Raw genomic sequence first — 24957 nt, 5'->3', positions numbered from 1 at the left:
GCGGGCCTATAGGCGCGGTCGTCGGCACTGGCAAGCCGCATACCAGCCCGGTCGCAATCCGTTGCTCCATTCCCGCATTGCTGCTAGGCGCGCGCGGTTTTCCGGCGATACGAGGATCGTGCGCGGCCGCTTGACGCGGACCTTGCCGTTCCCATTTCGCTCCAACTTGGTTTTTCTGGACGGGTTCACCCAATGCTCGATATTCTCGCTGCCGCCTCCGGCGCCGCTCCGCCCCCGTCATGGGTGAGCTGGCTGCCCATAGTCGGCATGATCGCCATCTTCTGGTTCCTGATCATCCGCCCGCAGATGCGCCAGCACAAGGCGCATCAGGAGAAGGTCTCCGGTCTCAAACGCGGCGATCAGGTCGTCACCGCCGGGGGGCTGGTCGGAAAGATCGTCAAGGTCGAGGACGATTACGTTCAGATCGAACTGGCGAAGGGAATGACCGTCAAGGCGGTGCGCAACACCATCGGCGACGTGATTCCGCCCGCCGGCGCCAAAGCCGCGAACGACTGAGGCGGCCCACGCGATGCTCGACTTTCCGACCTGGAAGAAAACCTGGCTGTGGCTGCTCACTGCCATTGCCATCTTCGCTGCGCTGCCGTCGCTCGCTTCGCTGTCCGGCCAGCGCTGGCCCGATGCGCTGCCCGACCCGATGGTCAATCTCGGCCTCGACCTTGCTGGCGGAAGTCACATCCTGCTCGAGGCGGAGCAGTCCCAGGTCGCCGCCCAGCGGCTCGAGAACATGGAGGAGGCGGTTCGCGGCGCGATGCGGCAGGCCGAACCGCGCATCCGTATCGGCGATGTCTCGACCGCCAACGGTCGGCTGAGCTTCATGCTCGACGATCCCTCGGACATCGACCGGGCCCGCGAATTGCTGCTGCCGATGGTCAACGGCACAGGGCTGATCCGGGAATGGGACCTGCAGGTGATGGATGGCAACCGCATCGTCCTCAATCAGACCCAGGCCGGGCTCGACCAGGCGGTGACCGACGCGATGGACAGCGCCACCGAGGTCGTGCGCAAGCGCATCGATGCGCTCGGTACCCGCGAGCCGACGATTATCCGCCAGGGTGATACCCGCATCGTGGTCCAGGTTCCCGGCCTCGAGGACCCCGAGGCACTCAAGGCGCTGCTCGGGCAGACCGCGCGGCTGGAATTCAAGCTGGTCGACCAGACAGCGCTTCCCACCGATGTCGCCGAGGGCCGCGCGCCCCCGGGTAGCGAGATCTTCCCCTATGCCGAGGGAACGGCGAGCGAGGGCCAGTTCCTCGCGGTCCGGCGACTTGGCGGGATACGCGGCGACAATCTCGTCGCGGCGCAGCAGAGCTTCGATCCGCAGAACAACGAACCCGTGGTGTCGATCACCTTCGATCAGCAGGGCGGGGCGCGGTTCGCTCAGTTGACGACCGAGAACGTCAACAAGCCCTTCGCCATCATTCTCGACGACAAGGTGCTTTCGGCGCCCAACATCAACGAGCCCATCCTCGGCGGCAGCGCGCAGATTTCGGGCGGCTTTACCGTCGATACCGCGAACAATCTCGCGATCTCGCTGCGCTCGGGCGCATTGCCGGTCGATCTGGCGGTGATCGAGGAGCGGACGGTCGGCCCCGATCTCGGCGCCGACTCGATCCGCAAGGGCATGATCGCGATGCTGATCGGCACTGTCGCCGTCGTCGTCCTGATGATCGCGACCTACGGCAGGTTCGGGGTCTATGCGACGATCGCGTTGGCGATCAACGTCCTGATGATCCTCGGCATCATGGCGGCGCTCAACACGACGCTGACGCTGCCCGGTATCGCCGGTTTCGTGCTGACCATCGGCGCGGCGGTGGACGCCAACGTGCTGATCAACGAGCGCATACGCGAGGAGCGGAAGCGCGGGCGACGCGTGGTCGCCGCTGTGGAGAACGGCTACAAGGAAGCCAGCCGCGCGATCTACGATGCCAACGTTACCAATTTCATCGCCGGCGTGCTGTTGTTCCTGTTCGGCTCGGGCCCGATTCGGGGCTTCGCGGTGGTGCTGGTCATCGGCCTGTTCACCTCGGTCTTCACCGCTGTCACGTTGACCCGCATGTGGGTCGCGGGCTGGCTGCGCCGGACCAAACCCAAAGACATCCTGCTGTAAGGAGGGCGACGGAATGAAACTGCTCAAGCTCGTCCCCGACGACACCAACCTCAAATTCCTGAAATACCGGATGCCGTTCTTCGTGGTCAGCCTGTTGCTGATCGCGGCGAGCTGGGCGCTGGTGTTCACCAAGGGGCTCAATTACGGTGTCGATTTCGCCGGCGGCCAGGAAATCCGCGCTACTTTCGTGGGCGAGGCCGAGGCTCCGATCGCCGAGGTGCGCGAGAACGTCAGCGCGCTGCCGACGGTGGAAAATCCCACCATCCAGCGCTTCGGCGAGGCGAACCAGATCTCGATCCGCATCAAGCTGCCGCCCGAGGCGGAAGGCGACAAGGAATTCGCCGACCGGATGACCGAGAACATCACCGAGGCGCTGCGCGACGGTCATCCCAACGTCCGCATCGACGGGGTGGATTCGGTGTCCGGCAAGGTCTCGGGCGAGTTCCGCGACGATGCCACGCTGGCACTGATCGCGGCCATGCTCGCCGTGGCGCTGTACATCTGGGTGCGTTTCGAATGGCAGTTCGGCGCCGGAGGCCTGTTCGCGCTGTTCCACGACGTGTCGCTGACGCTGGGGATGTTCGCGCTGTTCCAGATGGAATTCAGCCTTCAGATCATCGCCGCGATCCTGGCGATCATCGGCTATTCGCTCAACGACACGATCGTCGTCTACGATCGCATCCGCGAAAACCTGAAGAAATACCGCAAGATGCCGCTGCCCGAACTGCTCGATCTGTCGGTCAACGAAACTCTGGCGCGAACGGTGATGACGTCGCTGACCCTGCTCATCGCACTGGTCCCGCTGCTGCTGTTCGGCCCGGAAAGCCTGTTCGGGCTGACTGCGGCGATCACCCTCGGTATCTTCGTCGGCACCTACAGCTCGATCTATATGGCCGCACCCATTCTCGTGTGGCTCGGCGTCACGTCGAGCAGCTTCGTGCCGCAGGAAAGCGATATCGACCGGCAGGACAAGCGGGCGCGCGGCGAGGTCTGACCGGTCTATCGACCGGCGATCAGCCGGTCGTAATGGTCCCCCAGCGCGCGGCCGTTTGCCGTCCAGCTGAAGCGTTCGGCCGCCGACGCGACCGTTTCCGGATCGCGGCGCGTATCGAGCACCAGCCGTATCCCCTCGGCCACCGCCTCCGCATCGCGTGCGACGATCACGCCCGCTTCCGGACCGGTGACCACTTCGCGTGCACCGCCGGCGTCGGTAATGACCAGCGGCGTGCCGCAGGCCAGCGCCTCGATCCAGGCATTCGCCAATCCCTCGCTGGCCGAGGGCAGCACCATGGCATCGGCCGCGGACAGGATCAGTGGCAGCAGATCGTGATCGAGCGTGCCCAGAAGGTGCACTCGGTCCGCCACACCCAGACCGGTCGCCAGTTCGCGCAAAGCCGCCTCGTCGGGACCCTTGCCGACCAACAGAAGCCGCGCTTCGGGTAGGCCGGGCAAGGCGCGGATGACCAGGGCCTGCCCCTTGCGAGGAATTAGCGCGCCCACCGTAACCAGCAATTCTTCGTTTTCGCCGATCGACAGGCCCAGCTCCTCGGCGAGGCGGCGGCGGAGGCTGTGATGACCGAGCGGCCGGAAGCGGTCGCGATCGAGGCCGGTGTAGTGCAGTGCGATTTTTGCCCTCTCGAAGCCGATCTCCGCCATGTCTGCGGCCAGCGCCTCGCAGACCGCGAGCAGACCGGCGGCCTGGCGCCCGGCGGTGATCATTGCGCGCCGGGCATATTGCTTACCGCCCCAATAGTGGATGTCCGCCCCCCGCGCCTTGATCGAGAGCGGCAGGCCGAGCGCGTCGGCGATCCGCGCGGCCGCGGGGCCGTCCGGCCAGAAGAATTGCGCATCGACAAGGTCGAAGGGCTGCTCGGCGTGGAGCCGCCGGGCAAGCGGTAGGACGGCCTTGGCGATCGCCGCCGGATTGCGACGCGCACCCACGAGAGGCACGAGGCGGAAGATCGGCCGATGGACCTGAAGTCCGCCCTCTTGCCCGCCGCGCGCCGCATTGGCCATTTCGCGGTATCGACCCAAGGCCAGCGGCGGGATGCCGATCGGATTGACGACCACCGGGGTCCACGCGGTTTCCCGGTTCAGCGCCTTTATCGAGCTTTCGACGAAGGTGCCGAACCGCGGATGGACTGCATTGGGCCAGAGGGTCGAAAGGACGAGGACGCGGTGGGTCTTGTCCGGAATCACAAGCGGCGGACCAGCATCTCGGCGACGGCGATCCAGGCGGGATTCTTCACCACCTCCTGCTTTTGGCCATGGCCGGGTGGCAGAATGCCCACGAGATCGCCTTTCCGATCGATCAACCGACCGAAAGCGAAGTTTCCGCCCTTCTTGGGAATCAGCACGTCGCGGTTGATCGCGCGGGACGACTGCTCGGGCGCGATCTGGCGCAACCACAGCTGATCTCCGGGACGATATTCGCCGTGCGGATATTCGATATCGAGCACCAGCAGTAGGCCGTCGCCGCCGAGGTCGGTGGCGAGGATCGCGTCGCGCGGAGCCGGAAGTGCCTGGGGGCCGGTCTGTGTCAGCCTGGCGACTATCTTGGGATGGTCCGTTTTCTCCGAGCGAACCAGCAGTTCGGGATCGACGTCAAGCGCCGCGGCCAGCCGATCCATCCACTTGAGGGAGAGGTTGCGCATGCCGGTCTCAAGGCGGCCAACGGTCTGCGGTGTCGTCGGCGGACTGCAAGCTTCTGCGAGATCGGCCAGTGTCCAGCCCTTCTGTTGGCGAATGTCGCGGATGCGGTTGATCACGATGTTCCCCTGAATAACCAGATCGGTTTTCACTTTCCTACATGGACAACCATTTTGCAAGCGCTTGCTGGGTAGCGAGGAATGAATATGAAACGGACACTGGTCGAACGCGAACTTACTCAGGAAGGCCCCCGACGCGGCGGAACGGTGCGGCGGCGAAGGCGCAGCGTCACCGTCAATCTCGCCGAACCGCCCCTGTCGTGGCTTCACGCCCGCGGGCATCTCGACGAGCGGCAATTCGATGCCGGGGAGCGTCTGCGGGCCGATTACGAGCGCGCGCAGATCGCCCCGTCGATAACCATGCGCTGGGACCCGGTGCGCGCCAAGACGACGGGAGGCGGTCTTTCCCCCTCCGAAGCGCAGATCGCCGCGCGCGAGCGGTTCGAAGGCGCGATGGCCGAGGCAGGTCGGGGTTTGAAGGACGTACTGTGGCGCGTGGTGTGTGCCTGCGAAAGCCTGCCCGATGCGGAAAGGGCGCTGGCATGGCCCGCCCGCAGCGGCAAGCTGGTGCTGCGGCTGGCACTGGACCGGGTCGGGGATTTCTATCGTCTGTAGACTTTGGGGCGGACCCAATCCCGCCCGCCTCCGTTGGTCGGGCATACCCCATGCGAACCAAGGATACACCATGAAGCTCTATTACTCGCCCGGCGCCTGCAGCCTCGCCAGCCACATCGCCCTGATCGAAGGCGGCATCGAACACGAAACCGTGAAGGTCGATTTGAAGAAACACGAGACCGAGAACGGCGAGGACTTCTACAAGATCAGTCCGCGCGGTTACGTGCCGGCGATCGAGACCGAGGATATGGGGCTGCTCACGGAAAATCCCGCGGTTCTCGCCTATGTGGCCGATCGCATGGGCGCGCCGCCCCAAGGCACGGACCGCTACCGGATGCTCGAATGGATCGGCTTCACCGGCACCGAAATCCACGGCGGCTATCACCCGCTGTTCGGCGGCGACAGCGATGAGCGCCAAGCCAAGGCCAAGGACGGTCTGGCAAAGAAATACCGCCTCGCCGCCGATCTGATGGAAGGCCACGACTGGCTGGTCGGGAACGGTCCGACGGTGGCCGACAACTACCTCTTCGTCACTCTGCTATGGGCCGACAAGTTCGGCATCGAACTGCCGCAGGAAATGAAGGATTTCCGCGAGCGCAACATGCAGCGCGAGGCCGTCAAGCAGGCCATGGCGGACGAGGGGCTCTCCTAACTCACGATACTCGCGACGCGGTCCCGCAGGACCGGCAGAACGTCCTCCGCGAACCACGGATTCTTGCGCATCCAGATCGTCGAGCGCCAGGCCGGGTGGGGGAGGGGCAGGAAGCTCGGGAGGAAGCTCTCGAAGCTTCGCACCCGCTCGGTCATGGTCAGCCTGCGCGCCTCGGGCAGATAGCGCGCCTGCGCATAGGTGCCGACCAGCAGCGTGAGCCGGTCCTCGGGCAGCAGGGCGAGGACCCGCTCGTGCCACAGCGGCGCGCATTCGCGGCGGGGCGGCTTGTCCCCGCCGCTGGCCTTGCCCGGATAGCAGAACCCCATCGGTACGAGCGCGACGCGCGCGGGATCGTACATCGTGTCGCGCGAAAGGCCGGTCCACTCGCGCAGACGGTCGCCACTGGCATCGTCCCAGGGGATCCCGCTTTCGTGGACCTTCGAGCCCGGCGCCTGGCCGATGATCAGCAGCCGCGCGGTGGGCGAGAAGCTTGCCACCGGTCGCACTCCGTGGGGCAGGTGAGCGGCGCAGGCGCGGCAGCCGGCGATTTCGCGGGCGAGCGCCTCTTCGCCGCTCACGCTTCAACCAGTTCGGCGAGCTCCAGCCAGCGTTCCTCGGCCGCATCCTTCTCTGCGCGGGCATTTTCGAGCCCCTTGGAGATGGCGGCGAATTTCTGCGGATCGGCGGCGTAGAGGCCGGGATCGGACAGGATCGCCTCCCCCTTCGCGATCGCGGCCTCCAGTTCCTCGATACGCTGCGGAAGCAGCTCGTAATCGCGCTGGTCCTTGTACGAGAGCTTGGTCGATTTCGGGGAAGGAGGAGGCGCAGGCGAGGGCTTGTCGCCGCTCCCCGTCTTCTCGTTGCGCTCGACGGGCTCGCGGCGCTTCTTCTCCCAGTCCTCGTAGCCGCCCGCGACCACATCGACCTTGCCAGTTCCATCCAGGCCGAGCGTAACCGTGACGGTCCGGTCGAGGAAGTCGCGGTCGTGGCTGACGATCAGCACCGTGCCCTCGTAATCCGCGATGACTTCCTGGAGGAGATCGAGCGTCTCGAGGTCAAGATCGTTGGTCGGCTCGTCGAGCACCAGCAGGTTCGAAGCCTTAGCGAATTCGCGCGCCAGCAGCAGCCGGCTGCGTTCGCCGCCCGAGAGAATGCCGACCTTGGTCTCGACGATCCTGGGGTCGAACAGAAAGTCCTTGAGATGGGCCTGAACGTGCTTGCGATGGCCCTGGACGTCGATCCAGTCGCCACCTTCCGCCAGCACCTCGCGCACCGTCTTGTCGGGCGAGAGCAGCTTCCTCTGCTGGTCGATCATCACGCCGGTGAGCTTGCTGGAGATGTCGACCTTGCCGCTGTCGGGTGCGAGTTCGCCGGTCAGCATCTTGAGCAGCGTGGTCTTGCCCGCGCCGTTGGCGCCGACGATGCCGATCCGGTCGCCGCGCTGGATGCGCAGGCTGAACGGCCTGATGATCGCTCGACCGTCGTAGCTCTTGGCGATGTTTTCCGCGACGATAACGGACTTGCTCTTGAAGTCCTCTTCGGTCGCGAGCTTGAGCTTGGCGGTGCCGCCGCCCGAGATCATCGAAGCGCGCTGGGCGCGCATCTGCCACAGCCTCTCCAGCCGCCCTTGGTTGCGCTTGCGCCGCGCGGTGACGCCGCGCTCGAGCCAGTGCGCTTCGAGCTTCAGCTTGGCGTCGAGCTTTTCCGCCGCGCGCGCTTCCTCGGCATAGACCTGCTCCTCCCACGCTTCGTAGCCGCCGAAGCCGACTTCCTTGCGCCGCATCGTGCCCCGGTCGAGCCACAGCGTGGCGCGGGTCAGGCGCTTCAAAAAGGTGCGGTCGTGGCTGATGACGAGGAAGGCGCCCTTGTAGCGGTCGAGCCAGCTCTCGAGCCAGTCGATCGCGGAGAGATCGAGATGGTTGGTCGGCTCGTCCATAAGCAGCAGGTCGGGGTCTTGCGCCAGTGCGCGGGCGATGGCGGCGCGGCGTATCTCGCCGCCGCTCGCGCCCTCCACCGGCGTCTCCATATCGATGCCGAGCTGGCCGGCGATCGCCTCGATTTCGTGGATCGCGGGCGGATGCTCGCCGGTAAGAGCCCAGTCCATCAGCGTCGCATGGCCGGACAGGTCGGGTTCCTGTTCCAGCAGCACGATCCGCGTTCCGGGCTTGACCTTGCGCGCCCCGCGGTCGGGCTCGATCCGATCCTTGATCAGCCGGAACAAGGTGGTCTTTCCCGCGCCGTTGCGCCCGATCAGCGCCAGCCGGTCACGCGCGCCGATATGCAGATCGAGCGGCGCGGCATCCTCGCCGGGCGCGCCGCCGAACAGCCATTTGCCGCCCTGCTGCAGGGCGATGCCTTCGAGGCTGAGGATCGGGGGCTGGGCCATGGGGCTGGCGAGTTAGGGGCGGGACCTCCGGCCTGCAAGCCTCAGGGAGTGCCGCGCTGGGCCTTCTGCTCCGAAACCATCCGCGCCACGCTTTCCAGCAATGCCGGTGCGTCGTAAACCACGCCGTCCTTCACCGTCCACCGCACGCCGCCGACGCTTTCGATCCGATTGGTCTGTCGGTTCAGCCGCTTGTGGCCGGTGCCGTAGAGGACCTTGAGGTTGGCGAGCGGATTGACGGGAACGATGACCAGATCGGCGAGCTTGCCCACTGCGATCGAACCGAAGGGCGGGGCGATGCCTTTCGGCTCGTAGATTTCCTCCGCCCCTGCCAGTGTCGCCGCGCGGATCACCTCGAGCGGGCTCAGCCCGGCCTCGCGCAGCATCTCGAGCTCGGCGATATAGGCAAAGCCCCAGGTCTGGTAGATGTAGCCGGGATCGGAACCCGCCGTCACCCGGCCACCCTTGCGGTGGAAATTGCGGGTCAGCTCCATCCACGGGCGGTAGAAGCGGCGCCAAGCGGCCTCGTCCTCGGTGGTCCAGTCGTGATAGTAGCTGCCGTGGTTGGTCAGGCTCGGCTCGTAGAAATCCATAAGCGAGGGAATGGTATATTTTTCGTGCCATTCGAGCGTGCGGGCGCGCATCACGTCGCGGCTGGCGGAATAGATGTTGAAGGTGGGGCTGAGCGTGACCCCGCTCTCCACCAGAAAATCGACGTATTCGTCCCATTTCTCGCTGCCTGGTTCCACAATCTGATCGGCGAGCCGCGGGACCCAGGCGAAGCGGGACTGTTCGTCCTGGTAGTTGTAGTCGGCCGGGTACCGGACCAGTGCATTGTCGGCGAGAAGGCTCTCGAGATGACCGTAGAAATGGGTGATCCCGTCCATGCCCATTTCCACCGCCCGGCGGGCATCGACCTGCGCGACACCCATCTGGGCCAGGTGAGCGACGCTGCCCATGTCCTGGGCCTCGATCTCCTCGAGCGCGGCTTCGAGAATGGCGGGCGGCATGGTGAAGAACTTGACGCCGTCGTACCCGGCCTGTTTCGCCCAGCGGACCCAGGCACGCGCCTTTTCCGGGCTGTCGACAGGCCCACCGTCCCATTTATCGCCGAATGCGGCATACGGAACCAAGCGCGGAGCGACGATGGTATTCGCGCGGCTACGCGCCGCATCCTCGAGGTCGGTGTTCGGCCCGAAATAGAGCGAGACACCGCGCACAGTGGTAACGCCGTGCGCGAGCCACAGCCGATAGCCGTAGGAAGGCTGGGCAGCCTTGCCGGGATCGCCGTTGTGGCCGTGGGTGTCGACGAAGCCGGGCAGCACGTACATGCCCTCAGCATCGATCACCCGGTCGGCCCCACCGGCGATCTCCTGCGAGGCACCGCCCGGATAGAGCGCGGCGATCCGGTTGCCTTCCACCAGGATGTCGACCGGTCCCGACGGCGGCGCTCCCGTCCCGTCGATCACGGTCGCGCCCTGGATCAGGAGCCTGCCGTAGGGCCCGGCACCTTCGCCCTCGAAGCGGTCGGGTACGCGTTCCATCGCCGGCTGGGCCAGAGCGGCGCCCGCGAACGAGATGTTCGCCAGCGCGGCGAGGATCGTGCGTATGATCATTCGGAATAACTCCCTCGCCGCTGGTCTAGCGACGGGGTCCTCGCATGGAAAGCACGCCGGCGGCCGGAACCGCCCCGGTCATGATACGTAGCCGCAACACACAGACAGGAGGAATGTCCATGATCCGAAACGTCCTGCTGCCGTTCGCGGCGCTCGGTTTCGCGGCCGCCCCGGCCGGTGCGGCCGAAGTGCAGATCCAGACCGAAGGCCCCGTCGTCGAGCTGTCGGTCTACGAGCAGATCGAGGTCGAGCCCGATGTCGCCACCGTCGGAACCGGAGTGACCACCGATGCCCCCACGGCGGTCGAGGCGCTGCGGCGCAATTCGGCGGAGATGGACCGGCTCGTCAGGCTGATCCGGGCGCTGGGCATTCCGGAGGAGGATATCCAGACCGCACGGATCAATCTCAATGCGCGCTATGACTATCGCAATGGCCAATCTCCACGCTTCCTGGGCTATCAAGCGAGCAACCAGGTCACGGTCAAGCTGCGCGAAATCGACCGGGTGGGCGAAGTTCTCGACGCTTTCGTCGAGGCCGGCGCCACCAATATCAACGGGCCCTATTTCTCCATCGAGAACGACGTCGAGGCCAAGGCCACCGCCCGCCGCCGCGCCCTCGAGCGCGGACAGCGGCAGGCAGAGGACTACGCCCGCATCGCCGGCTACCGCGGGGTGCGCCTGATCCAGGTCGCTGAGGCCATTCGTTCGAGTGGCAGGGAGCGCATGGAAAGCGACGCCATCGTCGTTACCGGCGCGCGTCTGCAGTCCGCTGCGCCGGCGCCACCGGTGGCACCGGGTGTCGTCGCGACCGGAGTGGCGATCGCGCTGACATACGAGATGACGCGCTGAGCCCTGGGCTTGCGCGAAAGCTTCAGCAATATTCACATCTTGTTCAATGCCACGAGCCTAGTCACGGCGGCATCATGAAAGGATTTCTTGTTTCGACCCTCGCCTCGGTGCTGCTGGGCGCGCTCGCGATCACCGGCGCCGCGGTGCCGGCATCCGCGCAGTCGCGTTCCGATCAGGCGGATGCGCGCAAGGAAATGCGCGCGGGCAACATCATGCGCTCGCGCGAGATCGAGGCGCGTATCCTTCCCACGATGCGGGATGCGGAGTATCTCGGCTTCGCCTACGACCCCACCGCCATGGCCTATCGCCTCAAGTTCATCCGCGACGGCCGCGTGGTGTTCATCGATGTCGATGCGCGCACGGGCCGGGTCATCGGCCGCAGCAACTGATCGCCTCTGTCGAAGCGTTCTGTACAGCGGAAACCGCGGTCTGATTGACGCGTTTGCCACAACAGACCACAGCGGTCGCCGACACCAGACCATGAGGGGACAGTCCGGGCCATGCGTATCCTGATCGTCGAGGACGAACCGACACTCGGCAAGCAGCTCAAATCGACACTCGAACAGAACGGCTACGCCGTCGATCTGTCGACCGACGGCGAGGATGGCCATTTCCTCGGCAGCACCGAAGATTACGATGCCGTGATCCTCGACCTCGGCCTGCCGGAGATCGACGGTCTCACAGTGCTCGGCATGTGGCGCAAGGAAGGACGCAAGTTTCCCGTCCTGGTGCTGACCGCGCGCGACAGCTGGTCCGACAAGGTCGCTGGGTTGGATGCCGGGGCGGACGACTATCTCGCCAAGCCGTTCCAGACCGAGGAGCTGATCGCCCGCCTGCGCGCGCTGATCCGCCGCGCCTCGGGCAACACCTCGAGCGAACTGACCGCCGGACCCGTGCGGCTCGACACCCGTTCGGGCCGGGTCACGCTGGAGGGCGAGCCCGTCAAGCTGACCGCGCAGGAATACAAGCTGCTGAGCTACCTCATGCACCACAAGGGCAAGGTGGTCAGCCGCACCGAGCTGATCGAACACATCTACGATCAGGATTTCGACCGCGATTCCAATACGATCGAGGTCTTCGTCACTCGCATCCGCAAGAAGCTGGGCGCGGATGTCATCACCACGATCCGCGGCCTTGGCTACTCGCTCGACGATCCAGCCGACCAGCCGCGCGCCTGACGCGGCGATCCCTACCTCTCCCGCGGGAGACGAGGTGATCGGCGTGGGCAGGACGCCGCCCGCGGCCACGCCCAAGCGCAGCCTGGCCGGGCGGATGATGGCCATCGCCGCCGGCTGGATCGTGATCCTCCTGCTGGCCGGTGGTTTCGCGCTCGACCGGACCCTGACCAACCTGGTCGAGGAAAATTTCGACGATCAGCTCGAATACATGCTGACCGCGATGATCTCTTCCGCGGAGCTCGACAATACGGGCGACGTCTATTTCATCCGTCCGATGGGCGACCAGCGCTTTCTCGAGCCCAATTCGGGGCTTTACTGGCAGATTCGCGGCGAGGGTCGCGAGGACTATCCTTCACGCAGTCTGTGGGACCGCAGTCTCGATGTTCGTGGTTATCATAGCGACGACGGGATGCATCTCTATGATTCGCGACAGTTTTCCGGCGAGCCGCTGCGCATCGCCGAACGTTCGGTCATGCTGCCCGGCAGCAACACGATATGGTCTTTCGCCGTCGCCGCCAGCCGCGAGGAACTCGATTTCCAGATCGCCCGCATTCGCTCGATCCTCATCTGGAGCTTTGCCGTACTCGGCCTCGGTCTGTTCGGCATGGCGGTGCTGCAGAACTGGTTCGGCCTCGGTCCGCTGCGGCGAGTACGCGCGGCGATCCAGAACCTGCGCGCCACCGGTGCCGACCGCATCGAGGAGCCGTTGCCGCTCGAGGTCGAGCCGTTGGTCGAGGAGATCAACGCACTGCTCGCCCATACCAACCGCCAGGCGGAAGAGGCGCGCACCCATGCCGGCAATCTCGCCCATGCGCTCAAGACCCCGCTCACTGTCCTGACCAATGCCGCGACCGCACGGGCCGACGATCTCGCCGACACAACCATCCGCGAGGCGCGCACGATGCAGCGCCATGTCGACCACCATCTTGCCCGCGCGCGCGCGGTTGGCCGCCGCGCGGTCGGCCATGCCCGCACCGCGGTCTGCGAAAGCGCGGAGGCGGTCCGCCGCGCGGTCGAACGTCTCTATCCCGACACCCGATTCGACATCGCCGGAAACCGCGGTGCGATGGTGGCGATCGAGCGCCAGGACCTCGACGAGATTCTTGGCAATCTGATCGAGAACGCCGCAAAATACGGCGGCGGCAGCGTTTTCGTGACGGTCGATGCCGAAGCCGGTTCGCGGCAATGCGTGATCTGGGTCGAGGACGACGGCCTCGGCATTCCCGAGGAAGAGCGCGGCCGTATCTTCGACCGCGGGGCGCGGCTCGACACCGGCAAACCGGGAACCGGACTCGGCCTCGCGATCGTGCGCGACGTCGCCGAGATCTACGGCGGTTCGGTCGAGCTCGACGAGAGCGAGGACCTCGGCGGGTTGATGGTGCTGCTCAGCCTGCCACGCAGCCAATAGGTCGCGTATCGCGCTGTATCGCAATGTATTGCGGGGTTCAGACCTGGTTCAAAGCCGCACGCCTATTTCCGATTCGACAATCGAACGAACCGGAGATCAGGATGCCTTTCCCCTATATACGCCCCGCACTGATGATAGCTGCGGCCATGGGTCTCGGCGCATGCTCGACATCCGGATACGACAATTATTACGGCTCCCGAGTCTCCGTCGGATATGGCGCCGGAAGCTATGCGCCATATTACGGCTGGTATGACGATTACTATTATCCGGGTACCGGATATTATGTCTGGGACCGGCGCGGTTATCGCCATTCATGGTCGGATCGCCAGCGCAATTACTGGATTGCGCGCCGCACCGGACACCGGAACATTCGCGAACAGTGGCGCGGGTACAATTACAATCGCCGGGGCGATTACGTCCGGCGCGATCATCGCGAGGTACGGCGCTATGGCGACGGTCGGCGGAACTGGGACCGGGATGACGAGCGGCGCGAACGTTACGAAAGGGCGCGCGAACGGGGCCGGGACGTGAGGGACCGCAACCGCGCCCGGGCCGAGCGGGGCCGGGACCTGCGCGAGCGCAACCGCGCCCGAATCGAACGTGGGCGCGAGGCTCGCGACCAGCAACGGGCCCGGCGATCCGACCGGCGCGGGGATCGCCGCGACTTCCGGCGGAACCGCCTGCGCGACGATTGATCGGATCGCGTCCGGTCAGCCGTCCCGCGCGCGTTCGTGATGCCGGATGACCTCGTCGATGACGAAGCGCAGAAATTTCTCGCTGAACGCCGGGTCGAGCTCGGCCTCCTCGGCGAGCTGCCGCATCCGGGCAATCTGAGCCTTCTCGCGCGAAGGATCGGCGGGCGGCAGCGCCAGCCGAGCCTTGTGTTCGCCCACCGCCTTGGTGATCCGGAACCGTTCCGCCAGGATGTGAATCAGCGCCGCATCGATGTTGTCGATGCTCTTGCGATAGGTCGCGAGCAAATCGTCGGGGGCTGCGTGCGGCGGCGGGGATGCGGTCTGGGTCACGCGCAAGACCTATCAGCAATTGCGCGCTTGCCAAGAAACATGCGCCCCTTCATTGCCGGGCCGCTATGCCTGCCGACGTGATCCCGCTAGCCCGCCGAGACGCTCCGCCGCCCTCGCTCGAACCGATGCTGGGCTTGACGGCCCAGGGAATGAACGCGGTGAATTCCGTCATCCTCGAGCGGATGCAGAGCGAGATACCGCTGATACCCGCGCTTGCCGGCCATCTCATTTCGGGCGGGGGCAAGCGGTTGCGGCCGATGCTGACGCTCGCGGGGGCCGAACTCGTCGGCTACAACGGGACGCGGCACCACAAGCTCGCCACCGCGGTCGAATTCATCCACACCGCCACTCTGCTCCACGACGATGTCGTCGACGGCAGCGACCTGAGGCGCGGCAAGGCGGCGGCCAACATCATTTTCGGCAATCCGGCCTCGATCCTGGTCGGCGATTTCCTCTTCAGCCGCGCTTTCGAGCTGATGGTAGAGGACGGCAGCCTCAAGGTGCTCAAGATCCTGTCCGGCGCCAGCGCGGTGATCGCGGAGGGGGAAGTCGATCAGCTCACTGCGCAGCGCAAGATCGACACCAGCGAGGAGCATTATCTGCAGATCATCCGCGCCAAGACCGCCGCGCTCTTCGCCGCCGCCGCCCGGGTCGCGGCGGTGGTTGCCGAATGTTCTGAGGAACAGGAACAGGCGCTCGACGAGTACGGCCGCAATCTCGGTGTCGCGTTCCAGCTGGTCGACGATGCGATCGATTACGATTCGGATGCCGCCGCCATGGGCAAGGATCGCGGCGACGATTTCCGCGAAGGGAAGATGACCCTGCCGGTGATCCTCGCCTACGCCCGCGGCGGCGAGGAGGAACGCGCCTTCTGGCGCGCCGCGATCGGCGGACACCGGAGTTCCGATGCCGATCTCGACCACGCGATTTCATTGATAGGTCGTCACGGGGCGGTGGCGGACACGCGCGCGCGCGCTCGTCATTTCGCCCAGCGTGCGATCGACGCGCTGGCGATCTTCCCCGACGGCAGGGCACGCCGGGCGATGGCGCAGGCTGCGGAATTCGCGGTGGCGCGGGGGTACTGAACCTTCGGCCCTCCGGGTTTTGCCAGGATGGCCGAGTGAGCTAGGGCCCGGCGATGCTTTCGGACCTGCCCATCCATGCCGTCCTTCCAGGATTGCTGGCCGCCTTGCGCGAGGGCGCGGGCGCGGTTTTGGTCGCGCCTCCGGGAGCGGGCAAGACCACTTCGGTGGCGCCCGCGCTGATCGGCGAGGGCTGGTGCGGCGGGCAGGTGATCCTGACCAGCCCGCGCCGCGTCGCCGCGCGGGCGGCGGCGGAGCGCATGTCCGAGATGCTGGGTGAAAAGCCGGGCGAAACCGTCGGCTACGTCACCCGGCTAGACAGTCGGACCTCCGCCCGGACCCGCGTCCTCGTCATGACCGAGGCGATCTTCGTCAACCGTATCCTCGACGATCCCGAACTCGGCGGCGTGTCGGCGGTGCTGTTCGACGAGGCTCACGAGCGGAATCTCGACAGCGATCTGGGTCTTGCGCTCGCGCTGGAGACCCGCGGCGTGCTGCGCGAGGATCTGCGGGTGCTCGTGATGTCGGCGACGATCGACGGCGCGCGCTTCGCCGGTCTGCTCGGGCCGGGCACACCTGTGGTCGAAAGCGAGGGCAGGGCGCATCCCCTGAGGATCGAATGGCTGGGTTCAAGGCCTGACCAGCGGATCGACGAAGCGGTCGCGGTGACGGTGCGGACGGTATGGCGTCAGGAAACGGGCGACATCCTCGCCTTCCTCCCCGGCGTCGGCGAGATCGAACGGGTGCGCGAGCGGCTGGAGAGCGGCTTGCCGGAAGCCCTGGTCCTGCCGCTCCACGGGCAGGTCGAGCCGCAAGCCCAGCGCGCCGCGATCCGCCGCGATCCCGAGGGCCGCCGCCGCATCGTCCTCGCGACCGCCATCGCCGAAACTTCGCTGACGCTCGACGGGGTTTCGGTGGTGGTCGACAGCGGTCTCTCTCGCCGCGCCGAATACGATCGCGCGGCGGGCACCACCCATCTCGTCACCGAACGTGCCAGCCAGGCTGCGGCGGCCCAGCGCGCGGGCCGCGCCGCGCGGCAGGGCCCGGGCGTGGCCTACCGCCTGTGGGAGGAGGGCGGACACAGGGGACGCCCGCCCTACGATCCGCCCGAGATCGCGATTGCCGACCTCTCCCCGCTGGTGCTCAAGGCCGCGCAATGGGGCAGCCCGCCGGAGCAACTCCCCTTCCTGGATGCACCGCCCGAAGCCTCGCTGGCGGCAGCGCGCGGCCGGCTGGGATCGCTCGGTGCGCTCGATCCCGATGGGCGATTGACAGCGGCGGGCGAAGAGCTCTCGCAGCTGCCGCTCGATCCGCGGGGGGCAGCGATGGTGCTGTTCGGCGCCCGCCACGGCGCAGGCGAACGCGCGGCGCGGCTGGCGCTGCTGCTGCAGGAACGCAAGCTGGGCGGGACGAGCGAAGACCTCGGCACGCGGCTCGACCGCTGGAACGCCGATCGCTCGCCGCGCGCGCAGGCGTCGCGCCGGCTGGCGCAGGGCTGGGCGGACAAGGCAGCGCGGCTGGTCGGCGGAGAGAAAGGACGGGCCGAAGACCCGCCGCTCGCCGCCATTCTCGCTGCCGGAAGCGCGGAGTTCGTGGCCATGCGGCGGGATACCGGCGGCGAGACTTGGCTGTCGGGCGGCGGGCGCGGCTATGTCCTCGACCCCGCCTCTCCGCTCGCCCGCAGCGAATTTCTCGTGATCGGCGATGCGCAGGGCATGGCCCGGGGTGCGCGCATCACGGCCGCGGCCGCGATGACGCGCGAGGAGGTCGAATTCTGGCTGGTCGAAGCGATCGAAAGCCGCAGCCTGGTCGAATGGCGCGACGATCGCGCCGTCGCACGGCGGGAGCGAAGGCTGGGCGCGGTCAAACTGACGCGCGTCCCCGACCCGGAACCGGACCCGCAGGCCCTCGCCGATCTTTTGCGCGAGAAGGCGCTGGAGAGGCTGGAGGCCCTGCTCCCCGCCGATCTCCTGGCCCGCGCGCGCTTCGCCGGGATCGAGGGGCTGTCGACCGAACGGTTGGAAGCCGATGCGGGCCTCTGGCTGGAGCCGCTGCTCCACGGGCGCCGCGATCTCGCCATCCCCCGGTCCTCCCTGGTCGACAGCCTCCTCGGCCTGCTCGACTGGGACACGCGCCAGCGCCTCGATACCCGCGCGCCGCGCCACTTCGCCTCTCCGGCCGGCACTACGCACAGGATCGACTATACGGCCGACGATGCGCCCAGCGTCGAGGTCCGGGTGCAGGCGCTGTTCGGGCTCGACCGGCATCCGCTGGTCGGCGACACGCCGCTGCTGCTCAAGCTCACCAGCCCGGCCGGCCGCCCAGTCCAGGCGACGCGCGACCTGCCCGGGTTCTGGCGGGGGAGCTGGGCGGACGTGGCAAAGGACATGAAGGGCCGCTATCCCAAGCACCGCTGGCCCGCCGAACCTTGGGCGGAAAAGCCGAGCCTGAAAACCAGGAACGCCTTCCAAAATTCCGGCGGCTGAATTAGGAAGACGGCACTATGGCAGCGCGTATCTACCAGAGGCCGAAATCGGCGATGCAATCCGGCAAGGCCCGGATCGACGAATGGGTGCTCGAATTCGAGCAGTCCGAGGCGCGCCGCGCCGATCCGCTGATGGGCTGGACCGGCAGTTCCGACACGCAGGCGCAGGTGCAGCTCACCTTCGAGAGCAAGGATGCCGCCAGGGCCTATGCGGAAAAGCACGGCATCGCCGCGCGGGTTCATGCGACGCCGCCCAAGCATCTCAAGCTCCAGGCCTACGCCGACAACTTCCGTTGATTTTCGAATCCCGTGCCGCCATATGGCGGACCGGGAGTCGGGTGGACGTTTGCGTTCGCTCACCGGGTCAGGTCCGGAAGGAAGCAGCCCAGGTGAATTGCGACGGGTCGCTCGGCTCCTTTTTCCCATCATCGGCATGACATTCCGCGCGCCAGCCCCTAGCTAGCGGGCATGGCCGATTCACCGGACACTTCCGACTCGCTGCCCTGGGAAACCGGGACCGAAGGCGATGCGGACGATGCCGCCCCCACCGCGTCGGAACTCGAGGAGGCGGGGCAATCGGCGCTGTTCGGCGGTGCGGAGCCACCGCCGCATCCCCAACCGGAACCGCCGGCCGAATCCCCAGCCGAACCAAAACAGGCGCAGGCTCCGGCGGCAGTCCCGGAAACCGCGCAGCCCTATCGCGTGCTCGCGCGCAAATACCGGCCGCAGACCTTTTCGCAGCTGATCGGGCAGGATGCCATGGTCCGCACGCTGGCCAACGCCATCGCGCGCGAGCGGCTGGCCCACGCCTTCCTGATGACCGGCGTGCGCGGGGTCGGCAAGACCTCGACAGCGCGGCTGATCGCCAAGGCGCTCAACTGCATCGGCCCGGACGGGAAGGGCGGCCCGACCATCGATCCCTGCGGCGTGTGCGAGCCCTGCGTGGCGATCGCCGAGGGTCGGCACATCGACGTGATCGAGATGGACGCCGCCAGCCACACCGGTGTCGACGATGTGCGCGAGATCATCGAGGCGGTGCGCTATTCCGCCGTATCGGCGCGCTACAAGATCTACATCATCGACGAAGTCCACATGCTGTCGCGCAATGCTTTCAATGCTTTGCTCAAGACACTTGAGGAGCCGCCTGCGCATGTGAAGTTCCTCTTTGCGACCACCGAGGTCGACAAATTGCCGGTCACGGTGCTCAGCCGCACCCAGCGCTTCGACCTGCGGCGGATCCCGGTCGAGTTGCTCGAAACCCACTTCGCGGAGATCTGCGCCAAGGAAGGCGTCGCGGCCGAGGACGAGGCGATCCATATCATCGCCAATGCCGCGGAAGGATCGGTGCGGGACGGTCTTTCCATCCTCGATCAGGCCATCGCCCATGCCGACATGGGCGAGAACGACAGCGTTACCGCCGAACGGGTGCGCGACATGCTCGGGCTCGCCGACAAGGGCGCGCAGCGGCGGCTGCTCGGCCATCTGCTCGAGGGCGAGTCCGCAGCGTTGCTGGGGGCGGTGGACGAGCAATATGCGCTCGGGGTCGAGCCGCTGGCGATGCTGCGCGCGCTGATGGACCTCACCCACCGGATCACCGTGGCGCAGGTGGCGAACGGAGAGGCCGACGGCCCTTCGGCCGAGGAGCGCGAACAGATTTCGCAATGGGCCCGCGACCTTTCCGTCGGGCAACTCCACCGGTTGTGGCAATTGCTGCTCAAGGGGCACGAGGAAGTGCGCCAGGCGCCCGATCCGCTGGTGTCCGCCCGAATGGCGCTGCTGCGTGTGCTCCACGCCGCGGACCAGCCCGACCCAGGCAAGTTGGCGCGCACGCTCGAAAGCCTGGCCGCCAATCCCCCGGTACAGGGAACGGCTGCCGGCGAGGGCGGAGGCGCCAGCGCCGCGTCCTCTCCTGCGATCGTCTGGGAAGAACTGGTCGAAAAGGTCGAAAATGCCGGGCAGCATCTCGCCGCCAGCATCATGAAGCTGCAGGTCCGCCCGATCTGGGTCGAGCCGGGCACCCTGCGCTACAGCCGCGATCCGAAATATACCGATGACATCGGCCCCGTGCTGCGCGATGCCCTGCATGCCGCGACCGGAATGCGCTGGGTGCTGGAGACGTCCGACGCCGAGGCCGCGCCCTCGATCGCCGAGCGCGCGCAGGCGCGGCGCGCGGCGGAGGAAACCGAAGCCCGCGCGCATCCGTTGGTGGAGGCGACGCTCGCCGCCTTTCCCGGCGCGGAAATCATCGAAGACAGCGACGCGCCGCCCGCGGCGCCGCGCAATTGGAGACGCAACGCATCATGAAATCCATGGAAGAAATGCTCGCCGCCGCGCAGAAGGCGGCCGAAACCATCCAGAGCCAGATGGGCGAGACCCAGGCCAAGCTCGACACCATCGAGGTCGAGGGCAGCGCCGGTGGCGGGCTGGTCAAGGTCCGCGCCACCGCCCGCGGCCGCATCCTCGGCGTCGCCATCGACGACAGCCTGATGAAGCCGGAGGAAAAGCAGATGGTCGAGGACCTCGTCGCCGCCGCCTTCAACGATGCCCGCGACAAGGCGGACCGGAAATCCGCCGACGAAATGCAGAAGCTCCAGGGCGGCATGGGCCTGCCACCGGGCTTCAACCTGCCCGGCATGGGCTGACCGGCGGACGTGCTTTCGCACGCCGCGCACAATTGAAGGAGATCGATCCATGGCCACCGTTATGAACGACAATTCCACCGGCAACGACGCCGATATCCGCGCGCAAGTCAGCGACGAGGAGTGGGCGGTCCGCGTCGATCTCGCGGCGGCCTATCGCCTGGTCGCGCATTACGGGTGGGACGATCTGATCTTCACCCATCTCTCCGCTCGGGTGCCGGGCCCCGAACATCACTTCCTCATCAATCCCTACGACATGATGTTCGAAGAGATAACCGCATCCAGCCTCGTCAAGATGGACGTCGACGGGCAGCCCGTCATTTCCACCAGCCACCCGGTCAATCCGGCTGGCTTCACCATCCATTCGGCGCTCCACATGAATTGCGAGGAAGCGGCCGCGGTGATGCACCTGCACACGCCCGACGGGCAGGCGGTAAGCGCGATGGAATGGGGCCTGCTCGAACACACCCAGACCGGCATGATCGCGCGCAGCGACATCGCCTATCACGACTACGAGGGCATCGCGACCGATCTCGAGGAGCGAGAGCGGCTGGTCGAGGACATGGGCGATTGCCACGCGATGATCCTGCGCAACCACGGCACGCTGGCGATCGGCAAGACGGTGGGCGAATGCTTCCTGCGGCTCTATTTCATCGAGCGCGCGTGCGAGGCGCAGGTGAAGATGCTGAGCGCGGGGCGCGAGAACCTCAACAACCCGCCACAGGGCACGCCCGAGAAGGTCAAGGCGCAGACCCCGCCCGCCGGCATCGGCATGATCGCCAACGCGCTGGCCTGGCCGGCGTTGTTGCGGAAGCTGGATCGGATCGATCCGGGTTTTCGGGACTAAATGCCGTCGAGCCCTCTCACCTTGCGGGAAGGGTTTGGCGACGGGCCTGTAGCGGAGCAGCGACCCTGCACCGGCGCCTCCTCCCGACTTCGGCTGGTGCCGCGGATCAAATCCGGAAGTGAAGGCCAGGGCATCTCTCCCGCAAGGGAAGAGATTTTCCTACATTCATGTTCCTGGGTACGGTTGGCAATACGGCCAAAAAGGCCTTGCCGAACCGATATTTTTTTCAGAATTTGATCCCGTTATTTTCCCTTCTGAACCGTGTAACACCTGTAACATCTCCAACACCGCGCTGCTCCCAAACCCGCTTCCCACAGCTTAGCCCGGGCCGCCCGTTGCACGCCGTCCCGTGGCTTCCCATATCTCGCCCATGACCCAGACATTCCCGCTTCTCCCCCTCCGCGACATCGTCGTCTTCCCCGGCATGGTCGTTCCGCTATTTGTCGGGCGCGACAAGTCGGTGGCGGCGCTCGAAGCCGCGATGGAGGGCGACAAGGACATCGTCCTGCTTGCCCAGCTCGATCCCGGTTGCGACGATCCCGGGCGCGAGGATCTCTACGACATGGGCGCGGTCGCGCAGGTGCTGCAGATGCTCAAGCTCCCCGACGGCACGGTGCGCGTGCTGGTCGAGGGCACCGCACGCGCGCAGCTCGAAAGCCTCGAAGCGAAGGACGATTACGTCGTCGCCGCCGTCACCCTGCGCGAACCCGACACCGCGGCCGGCAGCGAGGTCACCGCGATGATGCGCCAGGTGATCGAGCAGTTCGGCGAATACGCCAAGCTCAACAAGAAGCTGGGCGAGGGCGCGGCAGAGGAGTTGGGTGAGATCGACGATGCCGGCGAACTCGCCGATACCATCGCCGCGGCCGTCGCCGCCAAGGTTTCCGACAAGCAGACCCTGCTCGCCGAATTCGACCCGCTCAAGCGCCTCGAAATGGTCATGTCCTTTATGGAGGGCGAGCTGTCGGTCCTCCAGGTCGAGAAGAAGATCCGCGGCCGCGTGAAGCGGCAAATGGAGAAGACCCAGCGCGAATATTACCTCAACGAACAGCTCAAGGCGATCCAGAACGAACTCGGCGACGGTGACGAGGAGGGTGGCAACGAGATCGCCGAACTGACCGAGAAGATCGCCAAGACCAAGCTGTCGAAGGAAGCGCGCAGCAAGGCCGAGAGCGAACTCAAGAAGCTCAAGACGATGCAGCCGATGAGCGCGGAGGCGACCGTCATCCGCAACTATCTCGACGTGCTGCTCGGCCTGCCCTGGGGCAAGAAGAGCAAGGTCAAGAAGGACATTTCGAAGGCGCAGGAAGTGCTCGACGCCGATCACTACGCGCTGGAGAAGGTCAAGGACCGGATCGTCGAATACCTCGCAGTTCAGGCGCGGACCAACAAGCTCAAGGGCCCGATCCTGTGCCTTGTCGGCCCGCCGGGCGTCGGCAAGACCAGCCTCGGCAAGTCGATCGCCCGCGCCACGGGACGCAAGTTCGTGCGCCAGTCGCTGGGCGGCGTGCGCGACGAGGCCGAAATCCGCGGCCACCGCCGGACCTATATCGGCTCGCTGCCGGGCAAGATCGTCACCAACCTCAAGAAGGCGGGCAAGAGCAACCCGCTGTTCCTGCTCGACGAGATCGACAAGCTCGGCCAGGATTTCCGCGGCGATCCCGCATCGGCCTTGCTCGAGGTGCTCGACCCCGAGCAGAACAGCAAGTTCCAGGATCACTATCTGGAGCTCGACCTCGACCTTTCGGACATCATGTTCGTCACCACCGCGAACAGCCTCAATCTGCCGCAACCGTTGCTCGACCGGATGGAGATCATCCGGCTGGAAGGTTACACCGAGGACGAGAAAGTCGAGATCGCGACGCGCCATTTGCTACCCAAGCAGGTCAAGGACCATGGGCTGAAGAAGGACGAATTCGAGCTGACCGAGGACGGTTTGCGCGATCTGATCCGCTACTACACCCGCGAGGCCGGGGTGCGGACGCTCGAACGCGAACTGGCGCGGCTGGCGCGCAAGAGCTTGCGGCGGATTCTCGAAGGCAAGGCGACGAGCGTCACCATCACGCCCGAGAACCTTTCCGACTTCGCCGGCGTGCGCAAGTTCAAGCACGGCATGGGCGAGGACGAAGCGCAGATCGGCGCTGTCACCGGCCTTGCCTGGACCGAGGTCGGCGGCGAGCTGCTGACGATCGAGAGCGTTACCACGCCTGGCAAGGGCGAGATCAAGACCACCGGCAAGCTCGGCGAGGTGATGAACGAGAGCGTTGCCGCGGCCTTCAGCTTCGTGAAGGCGCGTGCGCCGCATTACGGGATCAAGCCGAGCATCTTCCAGCGTAAGAACATCCATATCCACCTCCCCGAAGGTGCGGTGCCAAAGGATGGGCCGAGCGCGGGTGTCGGCATGGTGACCTCGATCGTTTCGACGCTCAGTGGTGTGGCAGTGCGTCCGGACGTGGCGATGACCGGCGAGGTCACGCTGCGCGGCCGTGTGCTGGCGATCGGCGGGCTCAAGGAGAAACTGCTTGCCGCGCTGCGCGGCGGGATCAAGACCGTGCTCATCCCCGAGGAGAACGTTAAGGACCTCGCCGAGATTCCCGAGAACGTGAAGGAGGGTCTCGAGATCGTGCCCGTGGGCCACGTCGATCGGGTACTCGAAATCGCGCTGACCTCGGTTCCCGAACCGATCGAATGGACCGAGGCCGACGATCTCGCCAGTCAGCCCGTCTCGGTGGTCGCCGCCTCGCAGACCGGTACGCCGACTGCGCATTGAGATGCGATGCTGCGCCGCAGCGACTCGATACACCATATGCGGTAAGGTCGGATCGGGTGGGCCGCCCGTGGCGGCTCGGCGCACGCCACTTTTGGAAGATTCACCATAAGCGGCCCGATTTCGGCCGTTTTTGGGGAGATTTCGCCGGATTTGGCTTTGACAGCGCGGGGAAACTCGGTTCAATTCGCCCCGGCCCAGGCTGATCGATTCCCGATCGCCGCTCGCATTTCCATTAGGGGACAGAAAACGATGAACAAGAACGACCTGATCAGCGCCGTCGCGGATTCCAGCGGGCTTTCGAAGAACGATGCATCGGGCGCCGTGGAAGCGGTTTTCGATTCGATCCAGAAAGCGCTGTCGAAGGGCGACGAGGTGCGATTGGTCGGGTTCGGTTCGTTCTCCGTCGCCAAGCGCAAGGCCTCGACCGGCCGCAACCCCCGCACCGGCGAACCGATGACCATCAAGGCATCCAACCAGCCCAAGTTCAAGGCCGGCAAGGGCCTCAAGGACGCCGTCAACTAAGCCACGGCAGCAAGGATTCGAAACGCCGCGCTGTCCCATTCGGACGGTGCG

The 24957-nt window shown here is 66.1% G+C and carries 24 protein-coding genes and 1 other RNA gene; 19 read left to right on the top strand and 6 right to left on the bottom strand.

All coding sequences use genetic code 11. From position 1 onward, the window contains the following. Positions 1-192: 192 nt before the first annotated feature. From yajC to secF, 3 genes are read left to right on the top strand one after another with little or no spacing between them, the layout of a single operon-like run. Positions 193-516 (top strand): preprotein translocase subunit YajC, encoded by a 324-nt coding sequence (gene yajC, locus ACGHN1_RS12125; RefSeq protein ID WP_390551109.1) that lies wholly within the window; start codon positions 193-195, stop codon positions 514-516. A 13-nt stretch (positions 517-529) separates the two neighbouring features. Next, positions 530-2128, top strand: coding sequence for a protein translocase subunit SecD (gene secD, locus ACGHN1_RS12120; RefSeq protein ID WP_390551108.1), 1599 nt, complete (start codon positions 530-532; stop codon positions 2126-2128). A 13-nt stretch (positions 2129-2141) separates the two neighbouring features. After that, the gene (secF, locus tag ACGHN1_RS12115; protein WP_390551107.1) at positions 2142-3122 is read left to right on the top strand and encodes a protein translocase subunit SecF; all 981 of its coding nucleotides are present in this window, start codon (positions 2142-2144) and stop codon (positions 3120-3122) included. A gap of 5 nt (positions 3123-3127) precedes the next feature. On the opposite strand, the gene ACGHN1_RS12110 is transcribed toward secF, so the two are convergent. Together ACGHN1_RS12110 and ACGHN1_RS12105 are read right to left on the bottom strand one after the other, a co-directional pair. Next, positions 3128-4327 carry a glycosyltransferase gene (locus ACGHN1_RS12110; RefSeq protein ID WP_390551106.1) on the bottom strand — a complete coding sequence of 400 codons (1200 nt, stop codon included), beginning with the start codon at positions 4325-4327 and terminating at the stop codon, positions 3128-3130. Continuing rightward, entirely contained in the window at positions 4324-4896 is a 573-nt protein-coding gene (locus tag ACGHN1_RS12105; protein ID WP_390551252.1) for a helix-turn-helix domain-containing protein, read from the bottom strand. The genes ACGHN1_RS12110 and ACGHN1_RS12105 overlap by 4 nt, the downstream gene beginning before the upstream one ends. A gap of 87 nt (positions 4897-4983) precedes the next feature. On the opposite strand from ACGHN1_RS12105, the gene ACGHN1_RS12100 reads away from it, so the two are divergent. Both ACGHN1_RS12100 and ACGHN1_RS12095 read left to right on the top strand, forming a co-directional pair. Further along, the gene (locus tag ACGHN1_RS12100; RefSeq protein WP_390551105.1) at positions 4984-5451 is read left to right on the top strand and encodes a DUF6456 domain-containing protein; all 468 of its coding nucleotides are present in this window, start codon (positions 4984-4986) and stop codon (positions 5449-5451) included. Between the two features lie 70 nt (positions 5452-5521). Continuing rightward, a complete protein-coding gene (locus tag ACGHN1_RS12095; protein WP_390551104.1) occupies positions 5522-6103 on the top strand; it encodes a glutathione binding-like protein in 582 nt (193 codons plus the stop codon). Here ACGHN1_RS12095 and ACGHN1_RS12090 read toward each other — a convergent pair. From ACGHN1_RS12090 to ACGHN1_RS12080, 3 genes are read right to left on the bottom strand one after another with little or no spacing between them, the layout of a single operon-like run. Continuing rightward, positions 6100-6681 (bottom strand): uracil-DNA glycosylase family protein, encoded by a 582-nt coding sequence (locus ACGHN1_RS12090; protein WP_390551103.1) that lies wholly within the window; start codon positions 6679-6681, stop codon positions 6100-6102. The genes ACGHN1_RS12095 and ACGHN1_RS12090 overlap by 4 nt on opposite strands. Continuing rightward, positions 6678-8489, bottom strand: coding sequence for an ABC-F family ATP-binding cassette domain-containing protein (locus ACGHN1_RS12085; RefSeq protein ID WP_390551102.1), 1812 nt, complete (start codon positions 8487-8489; stop codon positions 6678-6680). Before ACGHN1_RS12085 ends, ACGHN1_RS12090 begins: the two co-directional genes overlap by 4 nt. Before the next feature lie 41 nt (positions 8490-8530). Beyond that, complete coding sequence (locus ACGHN1_RS12080) at positions 8531-10102, bottom strand: amidohydrolase family protein (protein ID WP_390551101.1); 1572 nt, start codon at positions 10100-10102, stop codon at positions 8531-8533. A 119-nt stretch (positions 10103-10221) separates the two neighbouring features. Between ACGHN1_RS12080 and ACGHN1_RS12075 the strand changes: the two genes are divergently transcribed. From ACGHN1_RS12075 to ACGHN1_RS12055, 5 genes are all read left to right on the top strand, one after another. Next, positions 10222-10950, top strand: a complete 729-nt coding sequence (locus ACGHN1_RS12075; RefSeq protein ID WP_390551100.1) for an SIMPL domain-containing protein — start codon at positions 10222-10224, stop codon at positions 10948-10950. A gap of 74 nt (positions 10951-11024) precedes the next feature. Further along, complete coding sequence (locus ACGHN1_RS12070; RefSeq protein ID WP_390551099.1) at positions 11025-11339, top strand: PepSY domain-containing protein; 315 nt, start codon at positions 11025-11027, stop codon at positions 11337-11339. A 111-nt stretch (positions 11340-11450) separates the two neighbouring features. After that, complete coding sequence (locus ACGHN1_RS12065) at positions 11451-12128, top strand: response regulator transcription factor (protein ID WP_390551098.1); 678 nt, start codon at positions 11451-11453, stop codon at positions 12126-12128. A 94-nt stretch (positions 12129-12222) separates the two neighbouring features. Continuing rightward, entirely contained in the window at positions 12223-13536 is a 1314-nt protein-coding gene (locus ACGHN1_RS12060) for a sensor histidine kinase (protein WP_390551251.1), read from the top strand. Positions 13537-13637: 101 nt separating this feature from the next. Continuing rightward, on the top strand, positions 13638-14231 hold the full coding sequence (locus tag ACGHN1_RS12055; RefSeq protein ID WP_390551097.1) for a hypothetical protein: 594 nt from the start codon (positions 13638-13640) through the stop codon (positions 14229-14231). A gap of 15 nt (positions 14232-14246) precedes the next feature. Here the strand turns inward: ACGHN1_RS12055 and ACGHN1_RS12050 are convergent, their stop codons facing one another. Beyond that, positions 14247-14561, bottom strand: a complete 315-nt coding sequence (locus tag ACGHN1_RS12050) for a chorismate mutase (protein ID WP_390551096.1) — start codon at positions 14559-14561, stop codon at positions 14247-14249. A gap of 65 nt (positions 14562-14626) precedes the next feature. Between ACGHN1_RS12050 and ACGHN1_RS12045 the strand changes: the two genes are divergently transcribed. The 9 genes from ACGHN1_RS12045 (at position 14627) to ACGHN1_RS12005 (ending at position 24906) form a co-directional block, all read left to right on the top strand. Then, complete coding sequence (locus tag ACGHN1_RS12045) at positions 14627-15646, top strand: polyprenyl synthetase family protein (RefSeq protein ID WP_390551095.1); 1020 nt, start codon at positions 14627-14629, stop codon at positions 15644-15646. A gap of 53 nt (positions 15647-15699) precedes the next feature. Beyond that, positions 15700-18129, top strand: coding sequence for an ATP-dependent helicase HrpB (gene hrpB / locus ACGHN1_RS12040; protein ID WP_390551094.1), 2430 nt, complete (start codon positions 15700-15702; stop codon positions 18127-18129). A 17-nt stretch (positions 18130-18146) separates the two neighbouring features. Further along, positions 18147-18425, top strand: coding sequence for an ETC complex I subunit (locus tag ACGHN1_RS12035; RefSeq protein ID WP_390551093.1), 279 nt, complete (start codon positions 18147-18149; stop codon positions 18423-18425). A gap of 30 nt (positions 18426-18455) precedes the next feature. Further along, an RNA gene (gene ffs / locus ACGHN1_RS12030) (signal recognition particle sRNA small type) lies at positions 18456-18550 on the top strand. 46 nt (positions 18551-18596) lie between these two features. Continuing rightward, a complete protein-coding gene (locus tag ACGHN1_RS12025) occupies positions 18597-20432 on the top strand; it encodes a DNA polymerase III subunit gamma/tau (RefSeq protein WP_390551092.1) in 1836 nt (611 codons plus the stop codon). Beyond that, positions 20429-20770, top strand: a complete 342-nt coding sequence (locus ACGHN1_RS12020) for a YbaB/EbfC family nucleoid-associated protein (protein ID WP_390551091.1) — start codon at positions 20429-20431, stop codon at positions 20768-20770. The genes ACGHN1_RS12025 and ACGHN1_RS12020 overlap by 4 nt, the downstream gene beginning before the upstream one ends. Before the next feature lie 49 nt (positions 20771-20819). Next, positions 20820-21614, top strand: coding sequence for a class II aldolase/adducin family protein (locus tag ACGHN1_RS12015; RefSeq protein WP_390551090.1), 795 nt, complete (start codon positions 20820-20822; stop codon positions 21612-21614). A 370-nt stretch (positions 21615-21984) separates the two neighbouring features. Then, positions 21985-24384, top strand: a complete 2400-nt coding sequence (gene lon / locus ACGHN1_RS12010) for an endopeptidase La (protein WP_390551089.1) — start codon at positions 21985-21987, stop codon at positions 24382-24384. 231 nt (positions 24385-24615) lie between these two features. Next, entirely contained in the window at positions 24616-24906 is a 291-nt protein-coding gene (locus ACGHN1_RS12005; RefSeq protein WP_390551250.1) for an HU family DNA-binding protein, read from the top strand. Positions 24907-24957 lie beyond the last annotated feature (51 nt).

It is taken from the genome of Qipengyuania sp. MTN3-11, from assembly GCF_042851825.1.
Taxonomy (GTDB): Bacteria; Pseudomonadota; Alphaproteobacteria; order Sphingomonadales; family Sphingomonadaceae; genus Qipengyuania.
This window is presented reverse-complemented; position numbering and strand designations above follow the sequence as displayed.

Coding starts and splice junctions, on each gene's coding strand:
- ACGHN1_RS12080 (WP_390551101.1), bottom strand. CDS start 10,102: ATGATCATACGCACGATCCTCGCCGCGCTGGCGAACATCTCGTTCGCG.
- ACGHN1_RS12065 (WP_390551098.1), top strand. CDS start 11,451: ATGCGTATCCTGATCGTCGAGGACGAACCGACACTCGGCAAGCAGCTC.
- ACGHN1_RS12095 (WP_390551104.1), top strand. CDS start 5,522: ATGAAGCTCTATTACTCGCCCGGCGCCTGCAGCCTCGCCAGCCACATC.
- ACGHN1_RS12015 (WP_390551090.1), top strand. CDS start 20,820: ATGGCCACCGTTATGAACGACAATTCCACCGGCAACGACGCCGATATC.
- ACGHN1_RS12060 (WP_390551251.1), top strand. CDS start 12,223: ATGATGGCCATCGCCGCCGGCTGGATCGTGATCCTCCTGCTGGCCGGT.
- secF (WP_390551107.1), top strand. CDS start 2,142: ATGAAACTGCTCAAGCTCGTCCCCGACGACACCAACCTCAAATTCCTG.
- ACGHN1_RS12055 (WP_390551097.1), top strand. CDS start 13,638: ATGCCTTTCCCCTATATACGCCCCGCACTGATGATAGCTGCGGCCATG.
- lon (WP_390551089.1), top strand. CDS start 21,985: ATGACCCAGACATTCCCGCTTCTCCCCCTCCGCGACATCGTCGTCTTC.
- yajC (WP_390551109.1), top strand. CDS start 193: ATGCTCGATATTCTCGCTGCCGCCTCCGGCGCCGCTCCGCCCCCGTCA.
- ACGHN1_RS12025 (WP_390551092.1), top strand. CDS start 18,597: ATGGCCGATTCACCGGACACTTCCGACTCGCTGCCCTGGGAAACCGGG.
- ACGHN1_RS12100 (WP_390551105.1), top strand. CDS start 4,984: ATGAAACGGACACTGGTCGAACGCGAACTTACTCAGGAAGGCCCCCGA.
- ACGHN1_RS12020 (WP_390551091.1), top strand. CDS start 20,429: ATGAAATCCATGGAAGAAATGCTCGCCGCCGCGCAGAAGGCGGCCGAA.
- ACGHN1_RS12035 (WP_390551093.1), top strand. CDS start 18,147: ATGGCAGCGCGTATCTACCAGAGGCCGAAATCGGCGATGCAATCCGGC.
- ACGHN1_RS12085 (WP_390551102.1), bottom strand. CDS start 8,489: ATGGCCCAGCCCCCGATCCTCAGCCTCGAAGGCATCGCCCTGCAGCAG.
- hrpB (WP_390551094.1), top strand. CDS start 15,700: ATGCTTTCGGACCTGCCCATCCATGCCGTCCTTCCAGGATTGCTGGCC.
- ACGHN1_RS12075 (WP_390551100.1), top strand. CDS start 10,222: ATGATCCGAAACGTCCTGCTGCCGTTCGCGGCGCTCGGTTTCGCGGCC.
- ACGHN1_RS12070 (WP_390551099.1), top strand. CDS start 11,025: ATGAAAGGATTTCTTGTTTCGACCCTCGCCTCGGTGCTGCTGGGCGCG.
- secD (WP_390551108.1), top strand. CDS start 530: ATGCTCGACTTTCCGACCTGGAAGAAAACCTGGCTGTGGCTGCTCACT.
- ACGHN1_RS12045 (WP_390551095.1), top strand. CDS start 14,627: ATGCCTGCCGACGTGATCCCGCTAGCCCGCCGAGACGCTCCGCCGCCC.